General features: G+C 60.7%; 20 protein-coding genes and 4 pseudogenes. 4 read left to right on the top strand and 20 right to left on the bottom strand.

Annotation, left to right across the window (positions count from 1 at the left end):
- Positions 1 to 83 precede the first annotated feature (83 nt).
- The 3 genes from P6U27_RS07890 to P6U27_RS07880 all read right to left on the bottom strand — a co-directional run bounded on the left by P6U27_RS07890 (position 84) and on the right by P6U27_RS07880 (position 2196).
- Entirely contained in the window at positions 84 to 506 is a 423-nt protein-coding gene (locus P6U27_RS07890) for a helix-turn-helix domain-containing protein (RefSeq protein WP_407194421.1), read from the bottom strand.
- Positions 507 to 804: 298 nt separating this feature from the next.
- A complete protein-coding gene (locus P6U27_RS07885) occupies positions 805 to 957 on the bottom strand; it encodes a hypothetical protein (protein WP_122401587.1) in 153 nt (50 codons plus the stop codon).
- 195 nt (positions 958 to 1152) lie between these two features.
- The gene (locus tag P6U27_RS07880; RefSeq protein WP_407193834.1) at positions 1153 to 2196 is read right to left on the bottom strand and encodes an alpha/beta hydrolase; all 1044 of its coding nucleotides are present in this window, start codon (positions 2194 to 2196) and stop codon (positions 1153 to 1155) included.
- 531 nt (positions 2197 to 2727) lie between these two features.
- Here P6U27_RS07880 and P6U27_RS07875 point away from each other — a divergent pair.
- On the top strand, positions 2728 to 3120 hold the full coding sequence (locus P6U27_RS07875) for an adenylate/guanylate cyclase domain-containing protein (protein WP_244608004.1): 393 nt from the start codon (positions 2728 to 2730) through the stop codon (positions 3118 to 3120).
- On the top strand, positions 3054 to 4235 hold the full coding sequence (locus P6U27_RS07870) for a tetratricopeptide repeat protein (RefSeq protein WP_407194420.1): 1182 nt from the start codon (positions 3054 to 3056) through the stop codon (positions 4233 to 4235). Before P6U27_RS07875 ends, P6U27_RS07870 begins: the two co-directional genes overlap by 67 nt.
- 126 nt (positions 4236 to 4361) lie before the next feature.
- Here the strand turns inward: P6U27_RS07870 and P6U27_RS07865 are convergent.
- From P6U27_RS07865 to P6U27_RS07850, 4 genes and pseudogenes are all read right to left on the bottom strand, one after another.
- A pseudogene (locus tag P6U27_RS07865) lies at positions 4362 to 5180 on the bottom strand (sensor histidine kinase); the annotation flags it as partial.
- Positions 5104 to 6786 (bottom strand): GAF domain-containing protein, encoded by a 1683-nt coding sequence (locus P6U27_RS07860; protein ID WP_407193833.1) that lies wholly within the window; start codon positions 6784 to 6786, stop codon positions 5104 to 5106. The pseudogene P6U27_RS07865 and the gene P6U27_RS07860, both read right to left, overlap by 77 nt.
- A gap of 301 nt (positions 6787 to 7087) precedes the next feature.
- On the bottom strand, positions 7088 to 7630 hold the full coding sequence (locus tag P6U27_RS07855; RefSeq protein ID WP_407193832.1) for a c-type cytochrome: 543 nt from the start codon (positions 7628 to 7630) through the stop codon (positions 7088 to 7090).
- A 697-nt stretch (positions 7631 to 8327) separates the two neighbouring features.
- Positions 8328 to 8744: an ester cyclase gene (locus P6U27_RS07850; protein ID WP_209295738.1), complete on the bottom strand. Its 417-nt coding sequence runs from the start codon at positions 8742 to 8744 to the stop codon at positions 8328 to 8330.
- Positions 8745 to 9229: 485 nt separating this feature from the next.
- Here P6U27_RS07850 and P6U27_RS07845 point away from each other — a divergent pair, with 485 nt between their 5' ends.
- Positions 9230 to 9568, top strand: a complete 339-nt coding sequence (locus P6U27_RS07845) for a hypothetical protein (protein ID WP_122406450.1) — start codon at positions 9230 to 9232, stop codon at positions 9566 to 9568.
- Positions 9549 to 9746, top strand: a complete 198-nt coding sequence (locus P6U27_RS07840; RefSeq protein WP_407193831.1) for a hypothetical protein — start codon at positions 9549 to 9551, stop codon at positions 9744 to 9746. The genes P6U27_RS07845 and P6U27_RS07840 overlap by 20 nt, the downstream gene beginning before the upstream one ends.
- A 15-nt stretch (positions 9747 to 9761) precedes the next feature.
- On the opposite strand, the gene P6U27_RS07835 is transcribed toward P6U27_RS07840, so the two are convergent.
- From P6U27_RS07835 to P6U27_RS07775, 13 genes and pseudogenes are all read right to left on the bottom strand, one after another.
- Complete coding sequence (locus tag P6U27_RS07835) at positions 9762 to 10004, bottom strand: hypothetical protein (protein WP_209296668.1); 243 nt, start codon at positions 10002 to 10004, stop codon at positions 9762 to 9764.
- 2 nt (positions 10005 to 10006) lie between these two features.
- Positions 10007 to 11656: an IS66 family transposase gene (tnpC, locus tag P6U27_RS07830; protein WP_407121193.1), complete on the bottom strand. Its 1650-nt coding sequence runs from the start codon at positions 11654 to 11656 to the stop codon at positions 10007 to 10009.
- A gap of 45 nt (positions 11657 to 11701) precedes the next feature.
- Positions 11702 to 11994, bottom strand: a pseudogene (tnpB, locus tag P6U27_RS07825) (IS66 family insertion sequence element accessory protein TnpB).
- A 50-nt stretch (positions 11995 to 12044) separates the two neighbouring features.
- Complete coding sequence (gene tnpA / locus P6U27_RS07820) at positions 12045 to 12452, bottom strand: IS66-like element accessory protein TnpA (protein WP_209296671.1); 408 nt, start codon at positions 12450 to 12452, stop codon at positions 12045 to 12047.
- Positions 12453 to 12733: 281 nt separating this feature from the next.
- Positions 12734 to 13198 carry an SgcJ/EcaC family oxidoreductase gene (locus tag P6U27_RS07815; RefSeq protein ID WP_209295739.1) on the bottom strand — a complete coding sequence of 155 codons (465 nt, stop codon included), beginning with the start codon at positions 13196 to 13198 and terminating at the stop codon, positions 12734 to 12736.
- A gap of 377 nt (positions 13199 to 13575) precedes the next feature.
- Positions 13576 to 13962, bottom strand: coding sequence for a hypothetical protein (locus tag P6U27_RS07810; protein ID WP_407194554.1), 387 nt, complete (start codon positions 13960 to 13962; stop codon positions 13576 to 13578).
- A 962-nt stretch (positions 13963 to 14924) separates the two neighbouring features.
- Complete coding sequence (locus tag P6U27_RS07805) at positions 14925 to 15029, bottom strand: sigma factor-like helix-turn-helix DNA-binding protein (protein ID WP_407193830.1); 105 nt, start codon at positions 15027 to 15029, stop codon at positions 14925 to 14927.
- Positions 15026 to 15448, bottom strand: a complete 423-nt coding sequence (locus P6U27_RS07800) for an RNA polymerase sigma factor (RefSeq protein WP_407193829.1) — start codon at positions 15446 to 15448, stop codon at positions 15026 to 15028. Before P6U27_RS07800 ends, P6U27_RS07805 begins: the two co-directional genes overlap by 4 nt.
- Positions 15445 to 15654, bottom strand: a complete 210-nt coding sequence (locus P6U27_RS07795; protein WP_122401578.1) for a DUF2892 domain-containing protein — start codon at positions 15652 to 15654, stop codon at positions 15445 to 15447. The genes P6U27_RS07800 and P6U27_RS07795 overlap by 4 nt, the downstream gene beginning before the upstream one ends.
- 216 nt (positions 15655 to 15870) lie before the next feature.
- Positions 15871 to 17308, bottom strand: a pseudogene (locus P6U27_RS07790) (IS1182 family transposase).
- 192 nt (positions 17309 to 17500) lie between these two features.
- Positions 17501 to 17632, bottom strand: a pseudogene (locus P6U27_RS07785) (autotransporter outer membrane beta-barrel domain-containing protein); the annotation flags it as partial.
- A 16-nt stretch (positions 17633 to 17648) separates the two neighbouring features.
- Positions 17649 to 19973 carry an autotransporter domain-containing protein gene (locus tag P6U27_RS07780; RefSeq protein WP_407193828.1) on the bottom strand — a complete coding sequence of 775 codons (2325 nt, stop codon included), beginning with the start codon at positions 19971 to 19973 and terminating at the stop codon, positions 17649 to 17651.
- 180 nt (positions 19974 to 20153) lie between these two features.
- Complete coding sequence (locus tag P6U27_RS07775; RefSeq protein ID WP_407193827.1) at positions 20154 to 23927, bottom strand: autotransporter domain-containing protein; 3774 nt, start codon at positions 23925 to 23927, stop codon at positions 20154 to 20156.
- Positions 23928 to 24378 lie beyond the last annotated feature (451 nt).

Genomic DNA, 24378 nt, shown 5'->3' with positions numbered 1-24378 from the left:
GCGTTGTTCACAGCAGGATTGATCGTGGATTGCCGTGAGTCCACCAACCATCGGCCGCGTAGACGTCAAATAGTTGCTTTATCCTAACGTATGGTCCGCTTGTAGGTAGCCGGCGTCACGCCAGTAGCCCGTCGAAATGCGCGCGTAAAACTAGATTGTGATGAGAACTGACAATCGAAGGCGATCTCACTGAGAGACAGCTTCCCCGCCGTGAGGAGCTTTTTGGCGCGCTCCAGCCGGCGTCCTTTAACATAGCAATGGGGCGGTGCCCCGGTACTGGCCGCAAATGCGCGCGTAAAATGGAACACGCTGAGACAAGCGATGCTCGCAAGATCGCTTACCGTAATCTCCTCAGTGAGGTGGTCTTCAATGTAGGCAAGGACTCGTCGCAGTCTTACGTTATCAAGCCCTAATCCTGGCTCGCGTTGCAAGCGATGCAGCGGGCTTTCCGAGTGCTCGTGAAGGAGCCTTGCAGCCAAAAAGAGGGATGCGGTTTCGACCAGCATACGCCCAGATGGCGTTGGATCTGACATTTCGCGCAGAACAGACAGAGCAATCTCGTTGATGACGCTATCTTGGACGCCGGACAGGCCTGACTGTTGTATATAGTCTAAGTTCACACTCTCATGATGGCTTAAGTTTAGGTTTGAGCTGACTTGTCGTATACCCTGTCTTCCGAAGGCTTCAGAAAATACCCAGCCTCCCGACTGCTCAGGTCGTCTGGGTGCTACGACAGCTAACACTCTTATCCCTCTGCTCCGTCCATTACATACGCTCGTTGGCGTCTGATGATCCGCGTACCGTCTAGTAGAGGAACCAACTGCGTCCTTCAGCTTCGTCGATCCAAGTCTCAAGCAGGCTCGTCGTCGCAATGTCATGGCTGTCATCGCATATTTTGTGGGCGCGGCGCATTGCCGACTCGAGTCTCAGGTTGTCCTCTCTCAGCTCAGAAAGCATGGCCTGCGGATCGATAGGTTACCGAGCGACGAACGAGAGCAATAGCTCGTTGATCTTGGTTTTTGTCCGTCGTGCATATCCATGTCGCTGTCGGACCAGGGGTGACCCGAGCGGCCGTGGCTCCTGCTACGAGTCGATCACTGAAAGGCGCGATGAAAGTTGGCGCAGCGGCAATCGCCGCCGCGCCATAGACGGTTAGTTCGTCGCAAGTTCGAGATGTCGGCGCACGCCCCGGCTCACCTGATCGATCGCCGCCTCGGTGGAGGGAAGATTTCGCAGGGCGTTCAGCAGCACGAAGTCGTGGATCGTTCCGTTGTAGCGAACGGCATCAACGCTGACACCCGCATCTTTCAGCTTGCGCGCATAGGCTTCGCCCTCACCGCGCAGCGGATCGTTCTCGGCCGTGATGACGAGCGCGGGCGGCAATCCCTCGAGCTCGTGAGTGCTGGCGCGGAGCGGTGAGACATAGGGGTTATCGCGGGTCTTTGCGTCGGGAGCGTAAAGATCCCATCCATACTTCATGAAAGAACGCGACAGGAAACGGCCAGCCCCGTACTCGTGGTATGACGCAGTATCGACACTGGCGTCGGTCGCCGGAATGAGCAGCACCTGGTAGGTGATCCTCGGCCCCTGGCGGTCCTTGGTCATGAGAGCAAGGGCGGCGGTCATGTTGCCACCGACCGAGTTGCCGGCCACAGCAATACGACTACCATCGGAGCCAAACTCGCTGGCGTGCTCGGAAACCCACTTCAGTGCGGCGTAGCACTCGTCCAACTGGGTCGGGAATTTGGCCGCCGGCAAGGGCGTGTACTCGACGAACACGCCAATCTGCCCAGAGCCGACGACAAGATCGCGCAGCAGGCGCTGGTGATTTACGAAATTGCCGACGATCCAGACGCCGCCATGTATGAAAAGCAGTACACCTGGTTTTCCGCTCAGGTGCTCAGGCTTCATAATGTACAATTTGACCACTCGACCATCTTGAGTGACAGTCTTCTCGGTTGTCGTGACGCCCGATATCTCGACGGGTGTCTGCGACTGGAGTCCGGTGAAGACTTCCTGCGGTTTGGGTTGCGGCAGCTCCCAGAAGGGGCTGCTGTCCTTGTTGATCTTGGCCAGGAATGACCGGATCTGCGGATCGATCCGGGGATCAGTCGCGACGTTCGGGGCCGCTGAGGCAACGTGGGTCATGAGGCTTGCTCCGATTGTCAACGCTGCGAGTTTGGCAGTGCGGTTCATGGAATTGGTCCGGATGATTGTGACGTGTGACGGCTTGCAGAGGTTATTTACGAGCCGCGCCGACGGTTTTTTGTCCCGTGGCTGCGATTGTATTGACCGAATTTGCTGTCGCGGCGATCCACACGAACTGGCCGGCTGGACGGACTGCGTGCGTGCTCGTTGCAAGGTTCAATGTTGCCTTGTGGCCCGAAGGCGAAGAGGTTCGGAAAGCCGCATCATTCCGCTGATCTGTTAGGACCGGACTTTGGCTGCGCAGTCTGCTGAACTGGGGGTTCCGGAATTCGGAATCGTAGCAATCTATTGGGAATGTCCCTATTTTTTCCAAATGCGTTCTTTTGAGTTTTGCCTGTCCACCAAGAGCATTGCGGTGCCAGGCCAGGCCCCGACTGGCTTCACGAACTTAAGTACGATGGCTATCGCCTCCGATTGGAGCGCGATGGCGACCGTGTGAACTGGTCGATAGAAGTCCCGGACGGCCTTGTCACTGCCCGCTGTGCTGCGCGGCTGACGCCTTCAGAAACCGACGTTCTCATGCGCGTCGAGGACCGGCGAATTGCTTTCCGGGTCGGCATCAATGTTGGCGACGTAATCGTTGAGCCCCATGACATATTTGGAGATGGAGTTAACATTGCGGCGAGGCTTGAGGGCATCGCAGACCCTGGCGGCATCTGCATCTCGTCTTCTGCCTACGATCAAGTAGCGGGCAAGATCGAGGTTGACTTCGCCGACCTGGGCGACCAGCACCTCAAAAACATCGCTCGTCCGGTTCGTGCCTATGCCGTAGCTCGAGATAAGTTTGCCTCGACAGCAAAGGGCGGCGGCACGACACCTATCCCACCCGAGCGTCACGCTTGTCTATGGTGGTGCTGCCGTTCGCAAACATCGGCGGCGATCCCGAGCAGGACTATTTCGTCGATGGCGTGACGGAGAGCCTTACTACCGACTTGTCCCGCATCAGGGGCTTGTTCGTTATCGGTCGCCACACCGCATTTTCCTATAAGGGAAAGTCAATCGACTTAAAGCAGATCGGCCGCGAGTTGCATGTTCTCTATGTGCTGGAAGGCTCGGTGCAGCGGAGCGCGAACCAGCTCCGGGTGAACGTGCAGTTTGTCGATGCCGAATCAGGCGCTCACCTTTGGGCCGACCGTTTTGATAAGCCGATCTGTGATCTCTTCGAGATGCAAGATGAAATTGTATCGAGATTGGCCAACGCGTTGAATGCTCAGCTTATCGCCGCTGAGGCGAGGCGATCGGAACACTCATTGCACCCGAGCGCCCTAGACTTGTACTTCCAGTGTATGGCTCGCTGGAACAAAGGTGTGACCCCTGCCCACATGGCGCAGGCACGAAGCTTTTTCGAACGTGCTTTAGAGCTTGATCCAGACAACGTTGAGGCGCTGGTGGGCATCGGAGCTGTCGACGTAACAAGAGCTGGCTTTTTTCTCGCCGACGGACGCGCTTTTTGCCGCGGCCGAGGCGGACTTGAACAAGGCGATATACTTGGCGCCGCAGCATGCCCTTGCTCACGCATTTTTGGGTTCTGTCTTATTGTGTACCAAACGCGCGATGGAAGGCATCGCGGAATGCGAGCACGCGTTGGAATTAAACCCGAATTTGGCGGAGGCCCATGCTTTCATTGGTTGCGCCAAAGCCTTTATCGGACTCGCCAAAGAAACAGAGGCACATGTACACAAGGCAATGCGCTTGTCTCCCGTGATGAAGGTACATATCGATGGATGACGTGGGTCGGGTTCAGCAAATTGCTGCTAGGAGCCGACGCCGAAGCAGTTGTATGGTTTCGTCGAGGTCTGAATAGTAACCCGAACAATCCCATAGCGCATTTGGACCTCGCCGCTGCGCTTGCCCATCTCGGAAAACTGGATGAGGCGCGGGCTTCCACGAACAAGGCGCTTGCGCTTAATCCAACTCTCACCATTCGTCGCTTGAGGAGTATTCCATTTAGCGATGATCCGACGTTTCGCGAGCAAGGCAGGCGCGTCATTCAGGGCATGCGTCTGGCCGGGGTGCCAGAGGAGTAATTTCGCCGATGGGTCAATCGCGACGGTTTGGCTCGGGTTAAGGCTGGTCCGGTCTACCCCTGAGAGCCGACAGAGCCTCTGCAGTGGGATGCGGCTGCCATGGGCCAAAAACGGTCATTCCGGGTTCTAGCCACTGGCCTTACGATTGTTGCGTGGCAGGGTAATGATGAATTCCGTGAATTCGCCGAGCTTGGTTTCGACGTCGATCCTGCCGCCATGTTGCTTGACAATGATGTCATGGGTCATCGAGAGGCCCAGGCCCGTCCCTTCCCCGGTCGGTTTCGTGGTGAAGAAGGGGTCGAATATCTTCTCTCTGACTTCCGGCGGGATGCCGGTCCCGTTGTCGCGAATGCGGATTTCCACGCTGCTGCCTAGATCTTTGGTGCTGGCCAGCACAGTCGGCTCGGCGCCCGTCCCTCCATTCTCGATCCTGCGTTTGGTCGCGGCATAGAAGCCGTTCGAAATCAGGTTGAGCAACGCGCGACTGACTTCCTGAGGAAACACCTCGATTGTGCCGGCATTGGCATCGAGCTCTCGTTGCAAGAAGATCTCGAAGCCTGACTTTTCGGCCCGGGCGCCGTGATAGGCAAGGTTGAGACTTTCTTCGACCAGCGCATTGACATCGGCTACGCGTTGCTCGCGGGAGCCTTCGCGCGAATGCAGCAGCATGTTCTTGACGATGGAGTCCGCACGCTTGCCGTGCTGCACGATCTTGGAAAGATTGTCCTTTAGCATGCCGGTCAGCTCGTCTGTCTCCTTGCGGATCGTCTCGACGAGCTCGGCCTGCCTCAAGACGTCGTTGAGTTCGTCGGTGAGTTCGACCGAAAGCGTCGAGAAGTTGTTGACGAAGTTGAGCGGGTTCTTGATTTCATGCGCGATGCCTGCGGTGAGCTGACCGAGCGAAGCCAGCTTCTCGGTCTGGACCAGACGGTCCTGGGCCGCCCTGCAAATCAAGCAACGCCTTCTCGGCGGCTTCGCGAGCCATGCGAACAGCGTCCTCGGAACGCTTACGCTCGGTGATATCGGCATAGATCAGCACAAAGCCGCCATCTGGTACCGGGTTGCGGCGGACCTCGACAATGCAGCCATCGGGACGGACCCGTTCGTAACGCATTTCGCGGCCGATATCGTCAACGCTCCTCGCGAGTTCCGCCTCGAGATCGCCCGAACCAAACTCGCCTCTGGCGGCCAAGTAGCGGAACAACTCTGCGAAGTTCGGACGGCTGACGAGCAGGTCGTCTGGCAGATCGAGCATGTCCTGCAGATTGCGATTCCACGCGGCAAGCCGCTTGTCGGCGCCGAACATCGCGACCGCGTCCCCCATATTGTCGAAGGTAACGCGCAGCTCCGCCTGGCGCTCGCGCAACTCATCGAATAGCCGCGCGTTCTCGATCGCGATCACCGCCTGGTCGGCGAAGCTGGTGGCGAGTTCGACGTCCTTGCTCGCGAAGGGTTCAACGCGCGTACGCACAATGCTGAAAACGCCTATCAGCGTATTCTCGCGAAGCAACGGAACGCCAAGCGTCGACCGATAGCCGGCGATCGCCTGCCCTTTGCTGAGAGTGTATTCCGGATCCTGCAAGACGTCAGCGATGGAAACGGCGCGAAGCTCCATCGCTGCTCGGCCAGACGTCGAGCCCCGGCCGGGCGTGAATGGGTTCGTCTTGAAGAATTCTCTTGCCTCGATCGATAGCCCGTAATCGGCGATCAAGTGCCAGAGGTCATGCCGAAGATGGAACATGTACACCTGGTCAGCCCGGCAGAGGCGCGCCACCGTCTCAACCAGAGTTTCGAGTACCGTCTCCAGGTCGACGGATGAGCGGCTGATCACCTTGAGGACGTCGGCCGTCGCGGTCTGCCGCTCCAGCGCTTCCTGCGTCTCGTTGAACAGACGCACGTTCTCGATGGCAATCACAGCCTGGTCGGCAAAAGTTTGCAACAAGTCGATCTGCTTGTCCGTGAAGGGACGCACTTCAGTGCGACGAATGTTGATCGCGCCGATAGCTTCCTGCTCGCGCATCAGCGGAACGGCAAAGAGCGAGCGGTGCCCGGTATTCAGCGAGAAGGCTCGAGCTCTCGGAAACTCGACTTCTTCGGCCCACAAATCGTGAACATGAATGGGTTTGCGGTCCACTACACAACGCCCACTAACCCAGTCGCGGGAAATCGGCCATTTGTCGACGACGGGGATGTCGCCGTGATGAGCTGCGATACGGAGAAAATCGTCCTCGCGCAGCAACAGGACGGCGTCATATGCATCGCACAGGCGACACGCCGACTCCGTCAGAGTATCGAGCACCCTCTGCAAATCAAATGTCGAGCGGCTGATGAGCCTGAGCACGTCGGCCGTCGCCGTCTGCTGCTCGTGAGCTTGATCGAGCTCTATACTCTGACGTTCAAGCTTACGCCGTAGAACGGCAACAGAGAGTGCCTTGTGACGAGACGCTGTCCCGCGCTTGGTCTGGGTCGATTTGCGTCCGTATTGCGAACTTCTCTTCCTGCCGGCTTTCGCCCTGCCTGCTTTGTTGCCGGTCTTTGACGCGCGCGCCATTTCCCGCCCCTGGGTCCAGAGCCCGCATTTTATCTGTCTGCGGTGTCGGAGCAAAAGGGTCGGATTCGTCCAAATCAGCTGTTGACTGGCTGCGAGGATGCCGCTTTGGGTCAATCGCGACGGTTTAGCCCGGTTTAAGTTAGGTTCGGTCTATCCCTGACAGCCGACATATCTTGGGCCGTGGCATGGGGCAGCGATGGGCCAGCAACAGACCACGAATCCTCGCCTTTGAAGGCAGAGCGAACGCCAGTATCCCGGCGCGGCCCTGATTGGCTATTGCGCACCCGCCCATATGACAAGTTCAACGGGTGACCGTCGGCCGCTTCACCGCTCCAGCGTGCCGAGATAGGCGGCAAGCGCCAAAAAGTCTGCCTCGTTGAGCGCTTTGACCCACTTCGATCATCGGCTGGCTCTCCGGCCCAGCGCGGAAGCCGTGCTGGTATTCGTAGAGCTGGCGGAAGATGTAGGTGGGCGAACGCCCGGCGATGCCCGGCACGACGTCGGTGCCGGTCAGCCTCTCGCCGTGGCAGGCGGCGCAGGCGATCTCCGGCTTCACGGCCAGCCCGCGGCCGGCGGCGACGCTACCGGGCGGCACGTAGGCGGTAAAGCGGACGCGCGCGTCGCGGTTGACGAAGCGCCCGACGTCCGTCGGCGTCTCGATGATGCGCATTCCGATCGGCTCGCGTTCATCGCCTTTAGTGACGAAAAACCAGCCGGCGACCGTCGGTTTCGGCACGGTCTCAGTCTCCACCACATCGACCAACTTCTTTGGCTTGATGGCGGCGAAATATTCAGCCGCCGCCTTGATCTCGTCGTCGTTCGCTGCCTTCGCGAGCGAGATCATCCATGCTTGGGGAATGCGGTCGGGCAGTGCTGTCGAGCGTTTGCCGCTCCTATAGTCCTGTATCTGCTGAATAAAACATGCGACCGGCAGGCCGGCGATGTCAGCGTTCTCCGGCCCCCCGTGCCAGAGGCACGATGGCAGAAGCCGCAGGCGTAGACGTCAGGCTGGCGGCCGCTCGCCACTACCGCCGGCATCGCTGGATGATCACCTGGGTGCCAATCCGGCGCCAGGAAGCGATCACGCGTTTGTGGGACTGTATAGCTCGCCGTGCTATCGGGAACGTGGCGAGGTTGGCCGTCGTCTGGGGGCGGCTTGAAGTCGGGCGGGTTGTAAGTGTAGGCCCAGAACGGCGGCTTGCCGGTGATCTGCGCGTGCGCGCCCGCCGTACATACGAAAGTCATGGTGAGTGCACTTACCGCCTGAGCGGCCAGTCCCAATCGTGCCATGCTCGCCTCCGGCCTATCTGCCCAGACGAAGACAGGTAAATTAATGACGAATCCGCGCTGGAGCAATTGGCTTTGCTGGCGATTCAGGCCGCCGTCCTGAGGTCCGAGTTGGATCAACAGCAGCGATTTGAGCCTCGGCCAATGACTTCCGGTCTGCCCCACACTTCCGACATGTCCTGCGCCGGGCAAACGCCGGGCAAACGGTCGCGAAGGGCCTCACACGCAGACATTCCGCCGCGTTCAGTTGAAGATCAACGAGGCATCACACCGATCTGCTTCAGGAATCCGATGACGTCCTTTTCCGCCCATTTCTCGGCGAGCTTGCCGTTTGCGATGCGATGAATGGTTATGGAGGTCATCATTAAGTCGTTGCCGGTGCGCGGAGCTCCGGGCAGGTCGCCTTCATGCTTGCCGTAGGAAGTGAGGCGTGTGACGACTTTATCTCCTTCGGCAATTTGATCCTCGATTTTGTGATAGCCTGGCGTCGCTTTCCAGAAGATCTCGAAGACCTGCTTGAGGCCGTCGCGTCCCACCCGTAATCCGGGAAAAGGTGGGGGATTATGATCCTGATAGTCCTCAGCAACCAGTTCATCCATGGCGTCGAGATTGCCATTGTCAATCTCTTCGTAGAACCGGCGTACGATGCGCTTGTTTTCTTCGGTCGACATCAGACGCCTCCTTTCTCGCGGCCTTCTGAATTTGTCGCTCCACACCCATACTACCCTAGTTTCTGGGCGAACTCCTAAAATGCACGCGCAGAGTTGGTTGCTGGCGGTTCCGGTTAGATCAACAGTGGCGATTTGAGCCTCGGCCAATCACTTCCGGTCTGCCCCACACTTCCGACATGTCCCCGCGCCGGGCAAACGGTCGCGAAGGGCCAGAACCGGAAGTCTCGCACGTAGCGCAACCCCGTTCTTCTGGGAACACACGCACGATCAGCCGGGCACATCCGCCACTCGAAATGCGTGCGCTCGAAGACGGTTTTCGAGCCCAATCGCATTGACCGAATGCGCTATCGACAGTTGCCGACTGCAGCATCGTCGCCGCCCGACTGCAAAACATCCTGCAGCGCAGCTACGGAACAATATTACATCCGCGAGATCCGCGGAACGAAACGGTTCGTCAGTCTTTCTCTGGCCTTTGGGAGGTGCACGTGACTTCTCAGACCATAGAAGGCGCCTGTGCGTTCGCTTGGCGGAACTACTTGCTGCTTCACAACGGCATCAGCGAGAACGATGCTCGGCGTTCCGCCCTCTATCGCTACGTCGTCAATCTTCGTGATACCGGCGAAGATGATTTCGATCTCTTGCAAATAGCGGCGGTCGCTTACTTGAAAAAACTCGACGAATTGCATGACGACCGATCTGCGAGACTCGCGGTAGATCAAATTTTGGCCGAACGTTTAGAATCACGCATTGCACAACCCGTCACTTCGCTTCAGGCAAGTAACACTAAAAGAAGGAGCGAGCAGCATGGCAGACAAATCCGCTAACTCAGAGTTCGCGCGCGAACCACAAAGACGCATCGCCGCAGCGACAGCAATCGGCATGAATGCCTTGAACCCAATCATGCGCTTTCAGGTCTCAATGCTGAGGATGTGGGCCGATAGTATTGAGAGGTTCGCGGGCAATTACAAAAAGGGGTTGGAAGAAAGTATCCATCCGGGCTAGACCGCGGACAGGAGCTCACCGATCCCAGCGCTTGAGGAGCTCGGGGTCGTCCTTGTGCATCCTGATGAGCTCGGTCAGGTTCTCGATGCCGAAGTCGGTGAACGCCATGACCTGGTCGTCACCTATGCCGTAAACCCAGATGACGCCATCCTCAGTGTCCATTCCGTTGGCCACGTCCCAGAGCCAGTCCTCGTCTTCGCCGAGGTCTTTTGCGACGCGAGCGATGGTGAAGACGGCGTGAACCTTGTTGACGTGCATGGCTACGCCGCCGGGGCGGAGGACCTCGGCGCAGGAGGCGTCCAGTTCCAGGGCAGCAACTCGCGCAGGCGGTTCTGCGGCATGTCGGCGATGCGCGCGAAGACGTCGGCAAGCCAGGCTTTCGGGTCGATGTCGTTGAGACGCGCCGTCATGAGAAGCGTGGCCATCACGGCAGCCCGCTCGGCGCCGCGATCAGAACCGGCGAACAGCCATGCCTTTCTTCCCAGAGCAAAACCGCGCAACGCTCGCTCCGCTGCATTGTTCGTCATGCAGATCCGTCCGTCGTGGACAAGGCGGGCAAAGCCCTCCCAGCGGTTGAGCAGATAGTTGATCGGCTTAATCACGTTGGACGAGCGTGAGAGCCGGGCAGATTCCGCTCGGAGCCAAGCCTCAAGGTCGGTCAGCAGTGGCGCGCTTCTCTCCCGGCGGATCTGCAGCCGCTCCTCAGCGCTCAGCCCATAGATGTCGCGCTCGATCTCGAACAATTGGTCAATCCGACGAACCGCTTCCAGCGCAATGGGCGAGATCGCGGTCGCCGATCTTCCGCGGCGAGCGTTCTGGGCGATGTCGGCAAGTTCGAAGAACGCCCTCCGTCCATGTGCCCAACAGAAGGCGGGCGTGGCCGGCAACGCCTTGCGTCCGGGATCGAAGAGAGCGTTGAACCCGCTATAGGCATCGGCCTGCAGGATGCCAGCGAAGTTCTGAAGATGCCGCGCGGGATGCTCGCCGCGCCGATCACGTGAGGCGTAGAACAGCGCCGCCGGTGGATCTCGCCCGCCGAATGGCCGATCGTCGCGAACATAGGTCCAAATCCGGCCGGTATCTGCTTTCCCTTTCGCCAGGATCGGTATCTTGGTGTCGTCACCGTGGAGCCTGTCGGCGGAGAGCACATAGGCTTCGATCAGTTCAAAGAGCGGCCTGACCGCAAAGGCTCCTGCGCCCACCTGGTCCGCCAGCGTCGAGACCGACAGGTCGATCCCCTCGCATTTGAAGCGCTGGCTCTGTCGGTTCAACGGCTGATGCTGACCAAATTTGTCGTACAGGATCGTCGCCAGAAGCTGCGGTCCGATATAGCCCCGGGCTGTGGCATGGAACGGCGCCGGCGGCTGCGTGATCGCCTCGCAATCCCGACAACTGAACTTCTCCCGGACTGTGTCGATCACCTTGAACCGGCGTGGGATCTCCTCCAGTGTCGAGGTCACGCTTTCGCCGAGCTTCGACAGCCGCGTCGACCCGCAGCAGGGGCATTGCGTCGGAGCCGGCAGGATGACGCGTTCTCGCTCGATGTCGTCGGGGAAGGGCTGACGCACCGGCCGCTTGCGCTCAAACGAACGCACCGTCTGCGTCTTCTCGGCCGCCTTCTCGGCGGCCAGCTCATCCTCGGTCGCCCCCGCCTCGAGTTCCTCAAGCTCTAGCTCCAGCTGATCGAGCAGCCGCGCCGACCGCTCGGAGCGTGCGCCATATATCGTGCGTCGTAGCTTCTCGATCTCGAGCTTGAGGTGGGCAATCAGCGCTTCGGTGCTCGATTGCTTCGCCTGGGCATTGGCCGCTTCAGCAAGCCTGGCTTCCGCCGCAAGCCTGGCAGCGCGCTCGGCCAGGATCATTGCATGCGCGGCGACAAGATCGGGCGGCAGGTCGGCGCTGGAGTCCATAGCCAGATGGAATCACATTCGCGGCCAAACTCAAATAACAAAGTCTCAGCCCACACTGGTCGGACGCCAGGACTCCTGGGGATTGCGCCAGTCGATGCCGGACAACAGATAGCTCATCTGCGCCTGCGAGATCGACACTACGCCGTCCGCCAGCGACGGCCAGACAAAACGACCTCTCTCGAGTTTTTTCGTAAACAGGCATGCTCCCTGGCCGTCATGCCAGATCACTTTCAATAGATCGCCTCTGCGTCCGCGGAAGCAGAACAATGACCACTCAGCGGATCGCGGCGCAGCACCTCTTGCACCTGCAGTGACAATGAGGCGAAGCCTTTACGCATGTCGGTGTGGCCCGTCGCCAGCCACACCCGAACTCCCGTAGGAACCGGAATCATCGCGGATCCAAAACCTCGATGATCCGGCGAAGCGCCTCAACGTCAACGCCCGCATCAACAATGACCCGCCGCCTGCCGGTTAGCTCGATCTCGATCCGACGCTCCGTCGAATGTACGGTCGCGCTCTCCGATGACGCCGCCACCGACGCCGCGGGCACCCCCTCGGCCACAACTGCCCTGACAAAGCCAGCCTCGGATTTGGTCCCCGTCGCCGCGAAGGCTCTTCGCCAGGTCACCAATAGAGAACGCGACAAGCCGTACCGCCGGGCTGTCGCCGCAACCAGGCGCGGCTCGGATAGGCTCTCCAAAACAATCCGCGCCTTCTCTTCCTCAGACCAACGCCGCCGCCGGCCCGTATCAACCACTTCCAGTCGATTCAACGTACTGATCGTATGGCTGTCCATACGTACAGTTCTCAACCATCAGGCCAGCCCGCCGCAAGGCGTCTCTCCTCGGAGGCTTACGGAAGAAACCGCGACCGCCGTAGAGGAACAGTCAGACAAGGAACGCGCCGCGTAAAGCAACGCGAATGGTCACGTGGAGTCCGGCTCGCTCGGCGTGCGTTGCGCGGCGTGCTCCTGAACAGTCGACTCAGGGTCCGAAGCTGACGACGCGCCGGAAGGCGCGACAGGTCGCCTAAGGCGCCAATAGCTGACTTAGCACCGCCTCGCCAACCTGGACGAACTCACTTCGGGGGCGACGGTAACGCTGAGGAATGGTGATCGACAATTAGCCAGCGATCACCGTCCTTGACGTAGGTGAAGCTGTAGCGTGCGGGTAAGCTTTTCGTCTCGCCGTCCCTAACCCAAGAGAAGGTGTAATAACCGGAATTGATAGCCGTGTTGCCGTAGACGCGGATTAGTTGATCGCCAAACTCAACCTTGATGCCGGGCACAGCTTTGGCCACGCCAACGAAATACTCGCGTACCGCTCCCCGGCCTGAACGTATTTTCGGTGCCGCCGTACCCCAGAGCACGGCATCATCCGAATAGAGCGATGATACTTTTTCGGGATCGGCAAGTCCCTGTCCCCACGCTGAAGTCGCCGTTGCTATCTCCGCGTTCGGTTCGGCCAATGCATTGGAAGCAAACGACAATAGCCCGATGTTCAGTGAGATCGCGGCGCCAGCCATTGCTAAAGATGATCGCATGACACTACCTCTCGTTCGAAAGAAATACCGGTTTCTTTGAAAAGGATACATCTACGTCAGTGCGCAAAATTTTAGCATCAAAGCTCCCTGCCTTCACGTCTGTTTCGGGCCACAAGCGACATTCGAAAGGATGAGGGTCTCTAGCTGATGCGGCGTTACTCGTCGAAAGCTACGCCGATCTGACCGTCCTTTCGCCAAACAATATGGCAGCGCCAAGAAGTGCCATCCGAGACTATCGCGAGCACGAGGCTGTCAGGAAACCAAAGCGGGCCTGGAGATATCGCGCACGATGCAATCAACGGCCGATGAGCCGAATACAATTTTGCCGGCCTTGAGAATGCGACGGCGCTGGGAGGACCGGTCCTGCATATCGTCAGCTACTTGACTTTACTTCTGCAATCGCTCCGCTTCACTTCTGCAATCGCTTCCGCGACGCTCTCCAGCTGCGCCGCCGTTCGGAGATAAGTGCGAGCGATGATGGTCAGTTTTTGGCGACGGGCCGCCGTTACCGCGAGTTCAGCCAGTTGTTCTGCCTCGGCAGCCTTGTCGCGGTATCGCTTTGCTTCAGCAATGCATTGATCCGATCGTTCTGCCGAAGCAAGTTCGCCGGTTATTAGGCATACACGACCCCGACCTTCTGAGGTGGTAATTGCGCTGCTAGTAAGTGAGGTCGAAAGCAAGGCTGTGATCTTCGGAGGTGTTACGCAGGCGAACCTGCCGCAGGATCTTAAAAACTCGCGCCGATCGTCTTCTGGAGAGTACATTGCGGCTCCTATGATTTTTTTTGAAATGTTTATTAGTTGATTAGAGAGTTAAGCAGTTCAAACAAGGAATGTAACTATATCCTGTGTCGTATCGGAGACCCGCCGCCGCGGGCATTGAAACCTTGACAAGGTCCGGTGCGGGTCAAAGGCTGCCCTCGGTACCTAGCATGACGTTATTCGGCTTACCTCCCCGAAGCGGCCGTCGTGGCGCTCTGAGCTAAGGTCAGTCACAGGCCAAAAGCTGACCTCCTTCAGTCCGACCGCTTAGCTAGCAACGGCCAACCCGAGCGTTTGGACGGCGTGATAGACGCAGCTGACACAACCATGAGAAATCGTTATGCTGCGTACGTTTGAACCAACCGGACGGGTGATTATCATGAAGTCCATTTTGAAGGTTGCCTTAGCACTTATTCTCTTCGGTTCACCGCTGACGGCGTTCGCACAAACACAGCCGCCGGCGACTAAGTCATCGAATGCTCCAAAGGCGAAGGCCAGAATGCATGACGGCTGTCACAGCCGAGCGGCTCAGATGTCAGGGAAACCCTGCCGTTAGGACCACGTTGGGGCCGCCGACGAGCGGCCCCTTTCCTTTCTACTGCCCGGCGAGGTGTGACCGGGAGCGACGGCCGTCTGTGGCGGCTAGCCCTGACGTGCGTCCGCTCTGCCCCGAAGAGCAGACCCAACGGGCAGTTACAGCGAAGGCAGCCTAGGACCAAAAGCAGAAGTGAACGCGATTACAGCGAGGTCAACGACCGGCGTGCCATCGAAAACAGGCCTATAGACCAGCAGACCGGGCATCCTCGAAAGGCTATCAATGATACTAGCCCCAGAGTGACGGAACCTAATACTGCAGGCCAACCTGCGTCTGTCCCGACCCACACCGCCGTCGAGAGAGCTCCAATTCCGACAAGACCTCGGACAAGGTGCTCGGTGAGTGAACTGCTAGCGAACATTTTCACTCCTCAGCGCATCATATATTCACGCACGAGCGCTCGACCGCGATGCAGTCGAGCCTTCACAGTTTCTCGGGTTAGCTCCAGCGATTGCGCTATTTCGCTAATCGTCATTTCGTCCACATCCCGCAAATGAGCACCTGCCGGTAATGGCTCGGCAGCGACTGGATCGCGGCAGCTATATCGATGCGAAGTTCTGATTCTGGCCTCTTCGAAAGCTGCATGTCATTTTCCAAGGAAGAGACGTCATCGGGAAGACCGATATGCTGCTTTGCCAATCTCAAGCAGGTTCGATGAACTATCTGAAAAAGCCAGAGAGAAAAGGCTCCGGCACGTCGGAGACGACCAATGCGACGGTACACGATCCATAACGTTTCCTGAACCGCGTCTTCCACATCGCTTGTCGTGCGGCAGGTTCTTCGCGCGTACCGGCGTATGTCGGGCTGCGACATTTTGAGCAGCGCCAGAATGGCGTCAGCGTCCCCGCCTATTGCCGCTTCCATCATGCTCGGCGATGAAAAAGGTGTGCTCATGGTTTGGCGCGCAGCTTTCGACCTGCTACTGCGCATGCCGGGCAGTATCCGAAAACGCCTGTAAGCGCGGTCAGGACCCCGACAGCGGCGATCAGGTATCCAACGGGCATACCTTTAAGACCTAGTAGCCCACAAGCGATCATAATTGCCCCAGCCAAGAGCCGGACCCAAATTTCCCAGCCAGCCACGTTCTTCTTATACAGCATAGCAACCTCCTGCCTTTGTAGCGTCCTTTCTGACGCCCCAGAGACTTAGAGGCTTGGAAAATGAGAAACGGTTCGCGGCTCCGAAAAAATAGTCTAAGTCCGGCTGGGGTCAAAGCCGGCGGTCCCCGGGCTGAGTGAAAACGTCTGCAATGGGTCTTGGTCGTGTAAAAACGACCTTACAAGGCGGTCGGTCTAGAGGCCAAAACTGAGCCGACGTCAGGTCAGGATCGCGTCGATCAGCGGCCTGATCCCAAGGATATTTATTACTCGGGTCAGATTGTAGGCCAAAACCGATAGGGCCATCTCACCGGCTACCTTTGGAAGGGTCTTGGTCAGGAAGTGCGTCGCTCCCATGCGTGCCTTCATCGTGCCGAACGGATGCTCGACAGTCTCGCGACGAAGGCGCATAGCGAGCGGGTTCGCATCGAGCCGCTGCTGCACGGCGTCGAGCAGATCCTCGTGCTCCCATCGCGTGATCCGTCGCTCTGACCCGGGCGTGCACTGGGCCTTGATCGAAAAGCTCTTACAGGCGTTGGTCCAGTAGCGCCGCAGCATCTTGGCGGCTTCTTCGTTTGTATAGCGATACAGCAATCGCTCCCCGGCCGGACAACGATAGGCGTCTTCCTCAGGCAAATAGACGAAGTCCTGCTTACCGAAGCGTCCGTCTGACTTGGCACCCGAAGTCATCGGCTTGGGCAGAGTTACCGTGATGCCAGCCTCGTGGCAGGCCAGGATCTCCGGGCTGCTGAAGTAGCCGCGATCGGCGACGGCCTCGAGCGTCTCAGTCTTCAGAACAGCCTTCGCCTGCATAGCCATATTGGCAAGTTGTGCCCGATCTGAACCGCTGTTCGTCACCTCATGCGCGATGATCAGGTGATGGTCGGTGTCGACGGCGACCTGGACATTGTAGCCGACAACGCCGGATCCACGGCCACTGGTGCCATCGAACGGCTGTCCGGGTCGGTCAGTGAGATTTGCTGATCCGGTGAAGCGAGCATCTGCTTCTCGTAGGCGGCAAGCTTGCCCATCTCCTCCTTCAGCTTCGTCAGCTTCTCGGTAAGCCTCGTCACCTTCCCCGCAAGCGCCTCGCTCGGCTCCTGTCGGTCGGCCGTATCAAGTTGGCTCAGATAGCGCGCGACGCTCTCCTCCAACTGGGCCCGCCGCCGCTCCACCTTCGCGCGCGTGAAGTTCCTGTCCCGGTTGTTCACGGCCTTGAACTTGCTCCCGTCAATGGCGACGCTGGACGTCGTGAGAAGGCCCATCCCGCGGCAGAGCTCGACAAACTGCGCACATACCTTGCGCAGCGCCAGGCCATTGTCCTTGCGAAAGTCCGCAATCGTCTTGTGATCGGGAGCGAGCCGACCCAGCAGCCACATCACCTCGACATTGCGCCCGGCCTCCCGTTCCAGCCGCCGGCTCGACTGCACTCGGTTCAGATAGCCGTAAATGTAAAGCTTAAGGAGAACCGAGGGATGGTACGACGGCCGACCGGTCGCCGCCGGCTCCGCACCCGCAAAGCCCATCTCAGCCAAACTGAGCGCATCGACAAATACGTCGATCACGCGAACTGGGTTACTCTCGTCAATGAAGTCATCGAGGCATTCGGGCAACAGCGTCCGCTGCCCACGATCCGCCTCTCAACGAAGCGCCTCATCGATTCCCCCAAAAGAATCACAGGGAATCATAACAGCCGCTCTTCGTTTTCACACAGCCAGGGTCAAAGGCTGCCCTCGGTGGCTCCACGATGGCTTTCCGCTCAACCCTTGGAAGCGGACCGTACGGGGCCCAAATGGGGAGGTCAGCCACAGGCCAACAGCAGACATCACTTTGCGAGATTATTTCCAGCTCACCACCGATAACGCGCTATGCCCTTACCGGCGTAGCTGCGGGTGGCGTTGGAGAACTCGCCTTCGAACGTCACTGCCGCGGACCAGCCGTTCGACCATTTCGTTTCGGCTGACGCCGTGTCGAGCGCGGCACCGGCATCGCGCCGCTCAGAACGCCACCCGCAGGCCGCCGCGCGCGCTGACGACGGTGCTCGAATCCGACATGCCAATCGCCTCGGCGGCGCCGAAGAACGAGACGCCTTTGCGCGTCTGCCATTCGAGTCCGCCGCCGCCCAGGACGCCCGCCACTTTGTTCTTCCCCGGTGTGACGAAGGGCAGGTTCGCGCCGAGCAGCACCGTGTTGACCGTCGTGTCGCCAAGCCGTTGGATGCCGAGCGCGCCCACATAGACGTTGGTGAGCAGGAGATCCGGTCCGACCGGCGTCGCGCGCGTGAGCTTCAACTCGCCACGCTCCTCGACGTTCTGGATCGTGCGGCTCGCGACCGTCAGCGGTGCAGTCGCGCCGGTCTCCGTATAGCCGTCGAAAAAGCCCGCCACGTAGCGCACCTCGAAGGACGGCGTGAGGGTGTATTGCGACCACAGCGGAACATTGACCGAGTATTTCGCCTCCGGGCTCACATACGAAGTGTTGTAGCTGGCGGTCGCGACCTCGGTGCCGAGATTGCTGTTGACCGAGCGCGAGACCGTGCTGGTGCCGGCACCGCCGTGCAGTGCGACCTTAAGGATTGAGGGGGCGCCGAAGGACGTGAACGCATAGCGGCCGTAGAGACCGCCGAACCCGGTGTCGGTCCTGGTATTGCCGGCGCTCTGGTCGAGCGAGAGATAGCTCTGTCCGCCGCCCACGAAAGCCCCGAGCCGCAGGTCGGGTTGCACCAGCAGGTCGAAGCCGACAGCGCCGCCCGAGAACATCGTGGTCGAGCCCAGCAGCACGCCGTCCGCATCCTGCGTGTGCTGGCCGACGAAGCCGCGCGCCCAAACGCTGCGGCCGTCGGCGGTCACCACGGTCGGGTTCTTGAACAGAATGGCATCGCTCGCATAGGCGAGCGCCGGAATCCCCGCGAAGGTGTCGATGCGCTGGGCGGACGAGTCGTCCGGCGCGAAGGCCGAGGCGAGCGGCCCGTTTTGTGCTGCGCCGGTGCCGCCGAGCGAGCCGAGAATGCCGGAAATGCTGCGGGTGAAGTCCATCAGGCTGCGGTCGGCCACCGCAAAGGGGGTCGGGTCGAGCGCGGCGAACTGGTTTCCGCGAATGACGAATGGCGCGTCGCCGGAGCCGTTGATCGTGCCGGTGAAGTTGTTCAACGTCACCAGCCAGGAGGCGCCGCGGCCGGCGGTGAAGTTCACCACGTCCGCGCCGCCACCCATGTCGATCGCGCCGACGATGCGCGAGCCCGGCAGCAGCGTCAGCGTGTCGTCGTTGCCCGAGAACTGGAGCGCGGTCCCCCCGGTGCCGATGATGGTGCCGGAGTTGGTGACGTTGGCGGCACCTCCACCGAAAAGTGTCGAATCAATGCCGACATTGCCGGTGATAGTGCCTGAGTTGGTTACGGTGGTGGTGGCGGACCGGATGCCGTAGACGCCGCCCGAGATGGTGCCTGTATTCGTCACGTTGGCAGCCAAGATGCCACCGATGCCAACGCTATCGCCCGCGATGGTGCCGGAATTGCTCACATTGGCGGTGACGGCGCCGACACCGGCGCCCGCCGCAGCCGAGATCGTGCCGGTATTGGTCACGTTGGCGGTGGTGGCGAACACTCCGTAGGTCGAAGCCGAGATGGTGCCGGAATTGATCACGTTGGCGGTGGTGGTGGCGAAGACTCCGGAGGTCGAACCCGAGATGGTGCCTGAATTGGTCACGTTAGCGGTGGTGGCGACGGCAATACCGAAGTCCCCCGAAATGGTGCCCGAATTGGTCACATTGGCGGTGTCGGCGATGATGCCTCGAAGCGAACCCGAGATGGTGCCCGAATTCATCACGGTGGCCGTGAAGGCGGAGATGCCGTCTTGAGTATCACCGGAGATGGTGCCGGAATTGGTCACGGTAGCGATGGTGGCAGCAATACCGGTGGCCCCCGAGATGGAGCCCGAATTGGTGACGGTGACCGCAGCGGGGGCGAAAATGCCGAAGTTCGAACCCGAGATGCTGCCGGAATTGGTCACGGTAATGCTCTGCGCGGAGATACCGATGAGCGAGCCCGTAACGCTTGCGCCCGATACGACGTTGACCGTCAGGTGGGTTTCAAAGCCCGTGCCGTAGCCGATGATATCCGCGCTGGTTCCGGGAGCGCCGCCGCCCTGGTCGACGGTCGCGCCGGTGCAATTGGCCGCCACGTTGCTGGCGGCCGCAGGGTCGCAGGCAGCATGAGCCGCAGGAGAGAACCCGATCAACGCGAGCGCGGTTGCGCCCGCACTCAGCACCCATCGCGCGCGAGTCGATTCCCGGCTCGGGAGATGCGAGTATGCTGCTGCCGTCATGGCCAACCTTCCGTATGCGCTTAACATTGGGTCCCGACGTCGCTAGCAGGCAATTGTTTGGGCAATATTTGAGGAGCGCCAGACATCCGGGAATCCTGGCGCGCGTGAACCGATCGGGCCGGTGATGCGGCATGCTGGCAACAGTTCGGGCTGCGGCGAGCTGACCGCGCAGGGCCTCGGTTACCAGGCGTAACGAACCGCGGCCTTGCCGGCGTAGCTGCGCGTCACGTTGGAGAACTCGCCTTCGAACGTCGCGGCCGCCGACCAGCCGTTGGCCCATTTCATCTCCGCGGACGCGGCGGTGAGCGCGGAGTCACGCGCCTGCGCCGCGCCGTTAACAACGAAGCTCGCCCCCGGCAGCGACTGGAAGATCGCCCCGATGCTCCGGTCCGGACTGAAATCATGGGCCCAGGCGAGGCGGCCGCGCAGCGTGAGAATGCCGTCGGTCATCGCGAAGGACTTGTCAGTGCGCAGGCCGAGCTCGCTGCGCGGCGCAGTGACGCTCTTCGCAGCGTAGGCGAGCGCGAAGTTCGCCGTGCCCGTGACCACGCTTTCGGCATAGGCCGGCAGATCGAACGTCGTGAACTGTCCCGCCGCATAGGGCGTAATGCCGACGCCACTGAGCCACGGCGCGACGAAGCGAAAGCCGCCTTCGAGCCGGCCGGACCAGGCATTCGCCTTGAACTCCGCCCGCAGCTGATCGAGGCCGGCGACGGTCACGGTGCGATTGGTGGTGATGTCCTGCCAGCCATAGGCCAGCGCACCCGTGACATAGGTTGCGCCATTGGTGTGCCGCATGTAAGCGGCGGCCTGGAACAGATCGGAGCGTCCGCTGCCAAGATTGCTGACACTGAAATTGGTGCCGCCGCCAGCAAGCGCAAAGCCGGCGAGCGTGTTCGGCGACAACTGATAGTCGGCGCCGACGGCGGTGCCGAAAATATTGCTGGTTGCGCGGTTCGATCCGGCCAGCGCATTGCCATCGGTGGTCTGCGAGCCGCCATAGCCCGCCGCCCACACGCTCCAGCGCGGCACGAAGGGAATCGGCGGCGCCTTGCTGAACATCGCGAACGCATCCTTCGGCGTCCGCCTCGCGGCATAGGCGCTGGCGCTGCTCTCCTCCGCATATCCCGGCGCTGACGTCGCGCCATTGATGCCGTTGCCGCGACCCGTGAGCGGATCGGTCAAGAGACCCATGAACTGGCTCATGGCGTTGAACGTGGTCTGCTGCGGGGCGCCGCCGAGTTCGCCCGAGAGCTGCGTCAGCCCGGCCGGTGTGAGGCTGCCGAATACGATCGGAATGCTGCCATTGCTGTTGAAGAAGTTGACGAGCGCATTTCCGACGTTCTGCTGGTTGCCGGACAATCCCGTGCCCGACGGCGCCACGAAGCCGATGGCGAGATCGAGATAGGCATGCGTGCCGTCATAGCTCAACGTGGTCTTGAAACCCGACGGCAGGCCGATGTTGGCCACAGTCGGGTTGAACGTGCCGCTGATGCTGCCGGCGGTCAGGATCATGTACTGCTTTTCGACATAAGATCCGCCCGCGAAACTGGCGCTCACGGTGGCGCCGCCGAGCATCGCCGTGCCGGTGACGGTCGAGTACGATGACGTCGTCGGGTTGACCTGCACGAGGTAGATCGCGCCCGATGCGAAAGCGAGGCTGCCGGCAATGGTCGTGGACGTTCCTGCCGTTCCGTCGCCGGCCGCGAAGGTGCCGCCATTGGCAATGTTCAGCGTGCCGATCGAGCCGGTGCCGAACAATGAGCCGCCCGAGACGGTGACGGCGCCGGCAATCGTGCCGGCATTGTTGAAGGTGCCGCCTGTAAGGGTGAGGCCGCCGCTCAAAGTGCCGAGGTTGGCACCCGTGCCACTGTTGGTCACCAATCCCGTCACCGTGGCGCCGGCGGAATTGGTGAACGTGCCTGACGTCGTGATCGCACCGTTCCAGGTGAGATTGTTGGTGATGGTGCCGGCGCTGGAGGCGACATTGCCGGTCCAGACGCTGTTGTTGGTGATGATGCCGGTGTTGGTCGCGACGTTGGCGAGATAAGCACCATTGTTGGTCACGGTGCCGGCATTGTTGAGATCGTCCTTCACAGTGCCGCCAACGGCGACATTGAGGCTGCCGCCTGCCGCATTGGTGATGCCGCCGACCGTCGCATCCAATTGCCCCCCGCTTGCCACGGTAATGACGCCGCTGTTGGTCAGAAGTCCCTGCAGCGTGTAGTTGCCGGCTGCGCCGATGGCGAGCGTCGCCCCGCCGGCGTTGTCGAAGGTCGAATCGCTGGTCACTGTGCCGCCGACGCTGAAGGTACCGGCGGCGTTGGCGATCGCGCCATTGATCGCGCCGCCATTCGCATTCACGGTCGCGGCATTGCTCAGGCCGCCACCCACGGATCCGCCGGTTTGCGTAAACGTACCGCCGCTGACGGTCACGCCGCCGTTGAGCGCACCGGCGTTGGTCGACGTGCCTACCGTGTTGGTCACACGACCCGACACCACACCCGTCGCAGCGTTGTCGAATGTGTTCGCGTTGCTGACTGTCGCGGTGACCGTGCCGGAGTTTTGAAATGTCGCGGCGTTGGTGACGTTCGATGTGATCGATGCTGCCGACGCCAGGACCAGCGTGCCGGCCGAGACAATGGTCGTGCCAGTGTAGGTATTGGTGCCCGTCAACGTCGTCGTGCCGCTGCCAATCTGGTTGACGCCGCCCGAACCGGAGATCGCGCCGCCAAACGTCACTGCATCGGAGCGGTTGAATGCAAGGGTCGCATTGTCGGTGACATTGCCGACGATCGACCCGGTCGTGCCGCCATTGCCGATCTGCAGCGTGCCGGTGCTGATCGTCGTACCGCCGATGTAGGTGTTCGCGCCCGTTAGCGTCAGTGTGCCCGCACCATTCTGGATGACCGAGCCGTTGCCGGTAATGATGTTGCCGAGCGTCTGGGCGATTGCTTGATCGAAAGTCAAGCTGCCGCCACCGTTGATGGCAAGGTTTCCGGTGAGCGACCAGGACGTGCCTTGCAGCGTCAGCGTGTCGCTGCCGCCGGTGAAGGTGATGGCGTCGGCCCTGCCGAAGGACACTAGTCCTTGGCCGGGCATGCCGCCGCTAATGGATCCGCTGTTGATGATCGTGAGATTGCTGCCGACGATGCCGGCGCCGCCGCGGCCGTTGACTCCGCCGTTGTTGTCGCCGCCGTCACCGCCTTGGATCGTGCCGGCGTTAGTGATGAACGAGGTGCCGAAAACGCCTACGCCGCCTTCGCCGCTACTGCCACCGGAATTGGTGCCGGTGCCGCCGGTGCCGCCCTGAATTGTGCCGAAGTTGGTGAGCGTCGTGGCGCCGGAAACGCCTGAGCCGCCCTGGTTGCCGGACCCGAAGTCGCCACCGCCGCCGGTGCCACCCCGAATTGTGCCGGAGTTGGTGACGGTCGAGGTGCCGGAAACGCCCGAGCCGCCGCGGCCACCAGCCCCGAAACCGCCGCCGCTACCACCGCCGCCGCCCTCAACTGTACCGGAGTTGGTGAGGGACAAAGCGCCGGAAACGCCGGAGCCGCCGTCGCCGCCGCCGCCGTCGGTGCCACCGCCGCCAACGCCGCCCCGAATCGTGCCGGAATTGGTGATGGACACTGCGCCGGAAACGCCCGAGCCGCCGCCACCGCCGTGGCCGCCCCCGGTGATGCTGTCGTTCTCGCCGCCGCTACCGCCGCGGCCGCCGATGATCAAGCCTGAATGAACCAGCGCGCCGGAGCCGAGGAAGGCGACAGCGTCGCCGCCGCCACCGCCGCCACCACCAGCACCACTGAAAGCACCACCGCCGCCGCCGCCGCCGACGATCGCCGACGCGGCAGAGGTCGTGATCGAGACGCCATCAAGGACAACAACGGCCGCTCCGCCGCCGCCGCCACCACCGCTGGTGTCGCTGCCGGATCCGCCGTTGCCGCCGAAGATCACAGCCGTAATGGTTTGATCGGTTGCAATTGCAGCTGGGTCACTAGCGGCCGAACCGCCTGATCCCGGCGTCGTCCCCGCAGTGCCGTCTGTTGCAGGAACGATGCCGCTACTCCCGTTGCCGCCGGCGCCGCCGCCCGGACCCGGTCCGGCTGCCCCACCTCGTCCACCCGCCCATGCGGGCGCGGTGGAAAAGCTCAGCATCACGGCAAGCGAAAGCACGGAGACCGTTTGAAGCAGACTCCAGCGCGAGAGCAGACCGTGTATCGCGGGAGATGATCTACCAAGAATTGAAGCCCAGCATTGCAACTGGACTGAACGAACGACCATACCCGCCCCTTGCACGTTTGACCGGCACGATCGCGCCGGTCAGCCGTCGCTAGCAGGCAATTGTTTGGACAATATTTGAGGATTCCAAAATTGCTCTTAATCAGGGCTGGTTGAAACAGCTCAA

It is taken from the genome of Bradyrhizobium sp. STM 3566 (assembly GCF_045571445.1).
Taxonomy (GTDB): domain Bacteria; phylum Pseudomonadota; class Alphaproteobacteria; order Rhizobiales; family Xanthobacteraceae; genus Bradyrhizobium; species Bradyrhizobium vignae.
The sequence above is the reverse complement of the archived record's forward strand: the minus strand, read 5'-3'. Positions and strand labels throughout refer to the sequence as shown.

What these genes read in the sequence shown, in the direction of transcription:
- P6U27_RS07890 (WP_407194421.1), bottom strand. Translation starts at nt 506, where the DNA reads ATGCTGGTCGAAACCGCATCCCTCTTTTTGGCTGCAAGGCTCCTTCAC.
- P6U27_RS07885 (WP_122401587.1), bottom strand. Translation starts at nt 957, where the DNA reads ATGCTTTCTGAGCTGAGAGAGGACAACCTGAGACTCGAGTCGGCAATG.
- P6U27_RS07880 (WP_407193834.1), bottom strand. Translation starts at nt 2,196, where the DNA reads ATGAACCGCACTGCCAAACTCGCAGCGTTGACAATCGGAGCAAGCCTC.
- P6U27_RS07875 (WP_244608004.1), top strand. Translation starts at nt 2,728, where the DNA reads ATGCGCGTCGAGGACCGGCGAATTGCTTTCCGGGTCGGCATCAATGTT.
- P6U27_RS07870 (WP_407194420.1), top strand. Translation starts at nt 3,054, where the DNA reads ATGGTGGTGCTGCCGTTCGCAAACATCGGCGGCGATCCCGAGCAGGAC.
- P6U27_RS07860 (WP_407193833.1), bottom strand. Translation starts at nt 6,786, where the DNA reads ATGGCGCGCGCGTCAAAGACCGGCAACAAAGCAGGCAGGGCGAAAGCC.
- P6U27_RS07855 (WP_407193832.1), bottom strand. Translation starts at nt 7,630, where the DNA reads ATGATCTCGCTCGCGAAGGCAGCGAACGACGACGAGATCAAGGCGGCG.
- P6U27_RS07850 (WP_209295738.1), bottom strand. Translation starts at nt 8,744, where the DNA reads ATGTCGACCGAAGAAAACAAGCGCATCGTACGCCGGTTCTACGAAGAG.
- P6U27_RS07840 (WP_407193831.1), top strand. Translation starts at nt 9,549, where the DNA reads ATGGCAGACAAATCCGCTAACTCAGAGTTCGCGCGCGAACCACAAAGA.
- P6U27_RS07835 (WP_209296668.1), bottom strand. Translation starts at nt 10,004, where the DNA reads ATGCACGTCAACAAGGTTCACGCCGTCTTCACCATCGCTCGCGTCGCA.
- tnpC (WP_407121193.1), bottom strand. Translation starts at nt 11,656, where the DNA reads ATGGACTCCAGCGCCGACCTGCCGCCCGATCTTGTCGCCGCGCATGCA.
- tnpA (WP_209296671.1), bottom strand. Translation starts at nt 12,452, where the DNA reads ATGGACAGCCATACGATCAGTACGTTGAATCGACTGGAAGTGGTTGAT.
- P6U27_RS07815 (WP_209295739.1), bottom strand. Translation starts at nt 13,198, where the DNA reads ATGCGATCATCTTTAGCAATGGCTGGCGCCGCGATCTCACTGAACATC.
- P6U27_RS07810 (WP_407194554.1), bottom strand. Translation starts at nt 13,962, where the DNA reads ATGTACTCTCCAGAAGACGATCGGCGCGAGTTTTTAAGATCCTGCGGC.
- P6U27_RS07805 (WP_407193830.1), bottom strand. Translation starts at nt 15,029, where the DNA reads ATGACGATTAGCGAAATAGCGCAATCGCTGGAGCTAACCCGAGAAACT.
- P6U27_RS07800 (WP_407193829.1), bottom strand. Translation starts at nt 15,448, where the DNA reads ATGAGCACACCTTTTTCATCGCCGAGCATGATGGAAGCGGCAATAGGC.
- P6U27_RS07795 (WP_122401578.1), bottom strand. Translation starts at nt 15,654, where the DNA reads ATGCTGTATAAGAAGAACGTGGCTGGCTGGGAAATTTGGGTCCGGCTC.
- P6U27_RS07780 (WP_407193828.1), bottom strand. Translation starts at nt 19,973, where the DNA reads ATGACGGCAGCAGCATACTCGCATCTCCCGAGCCGGGAATCGACTCGC.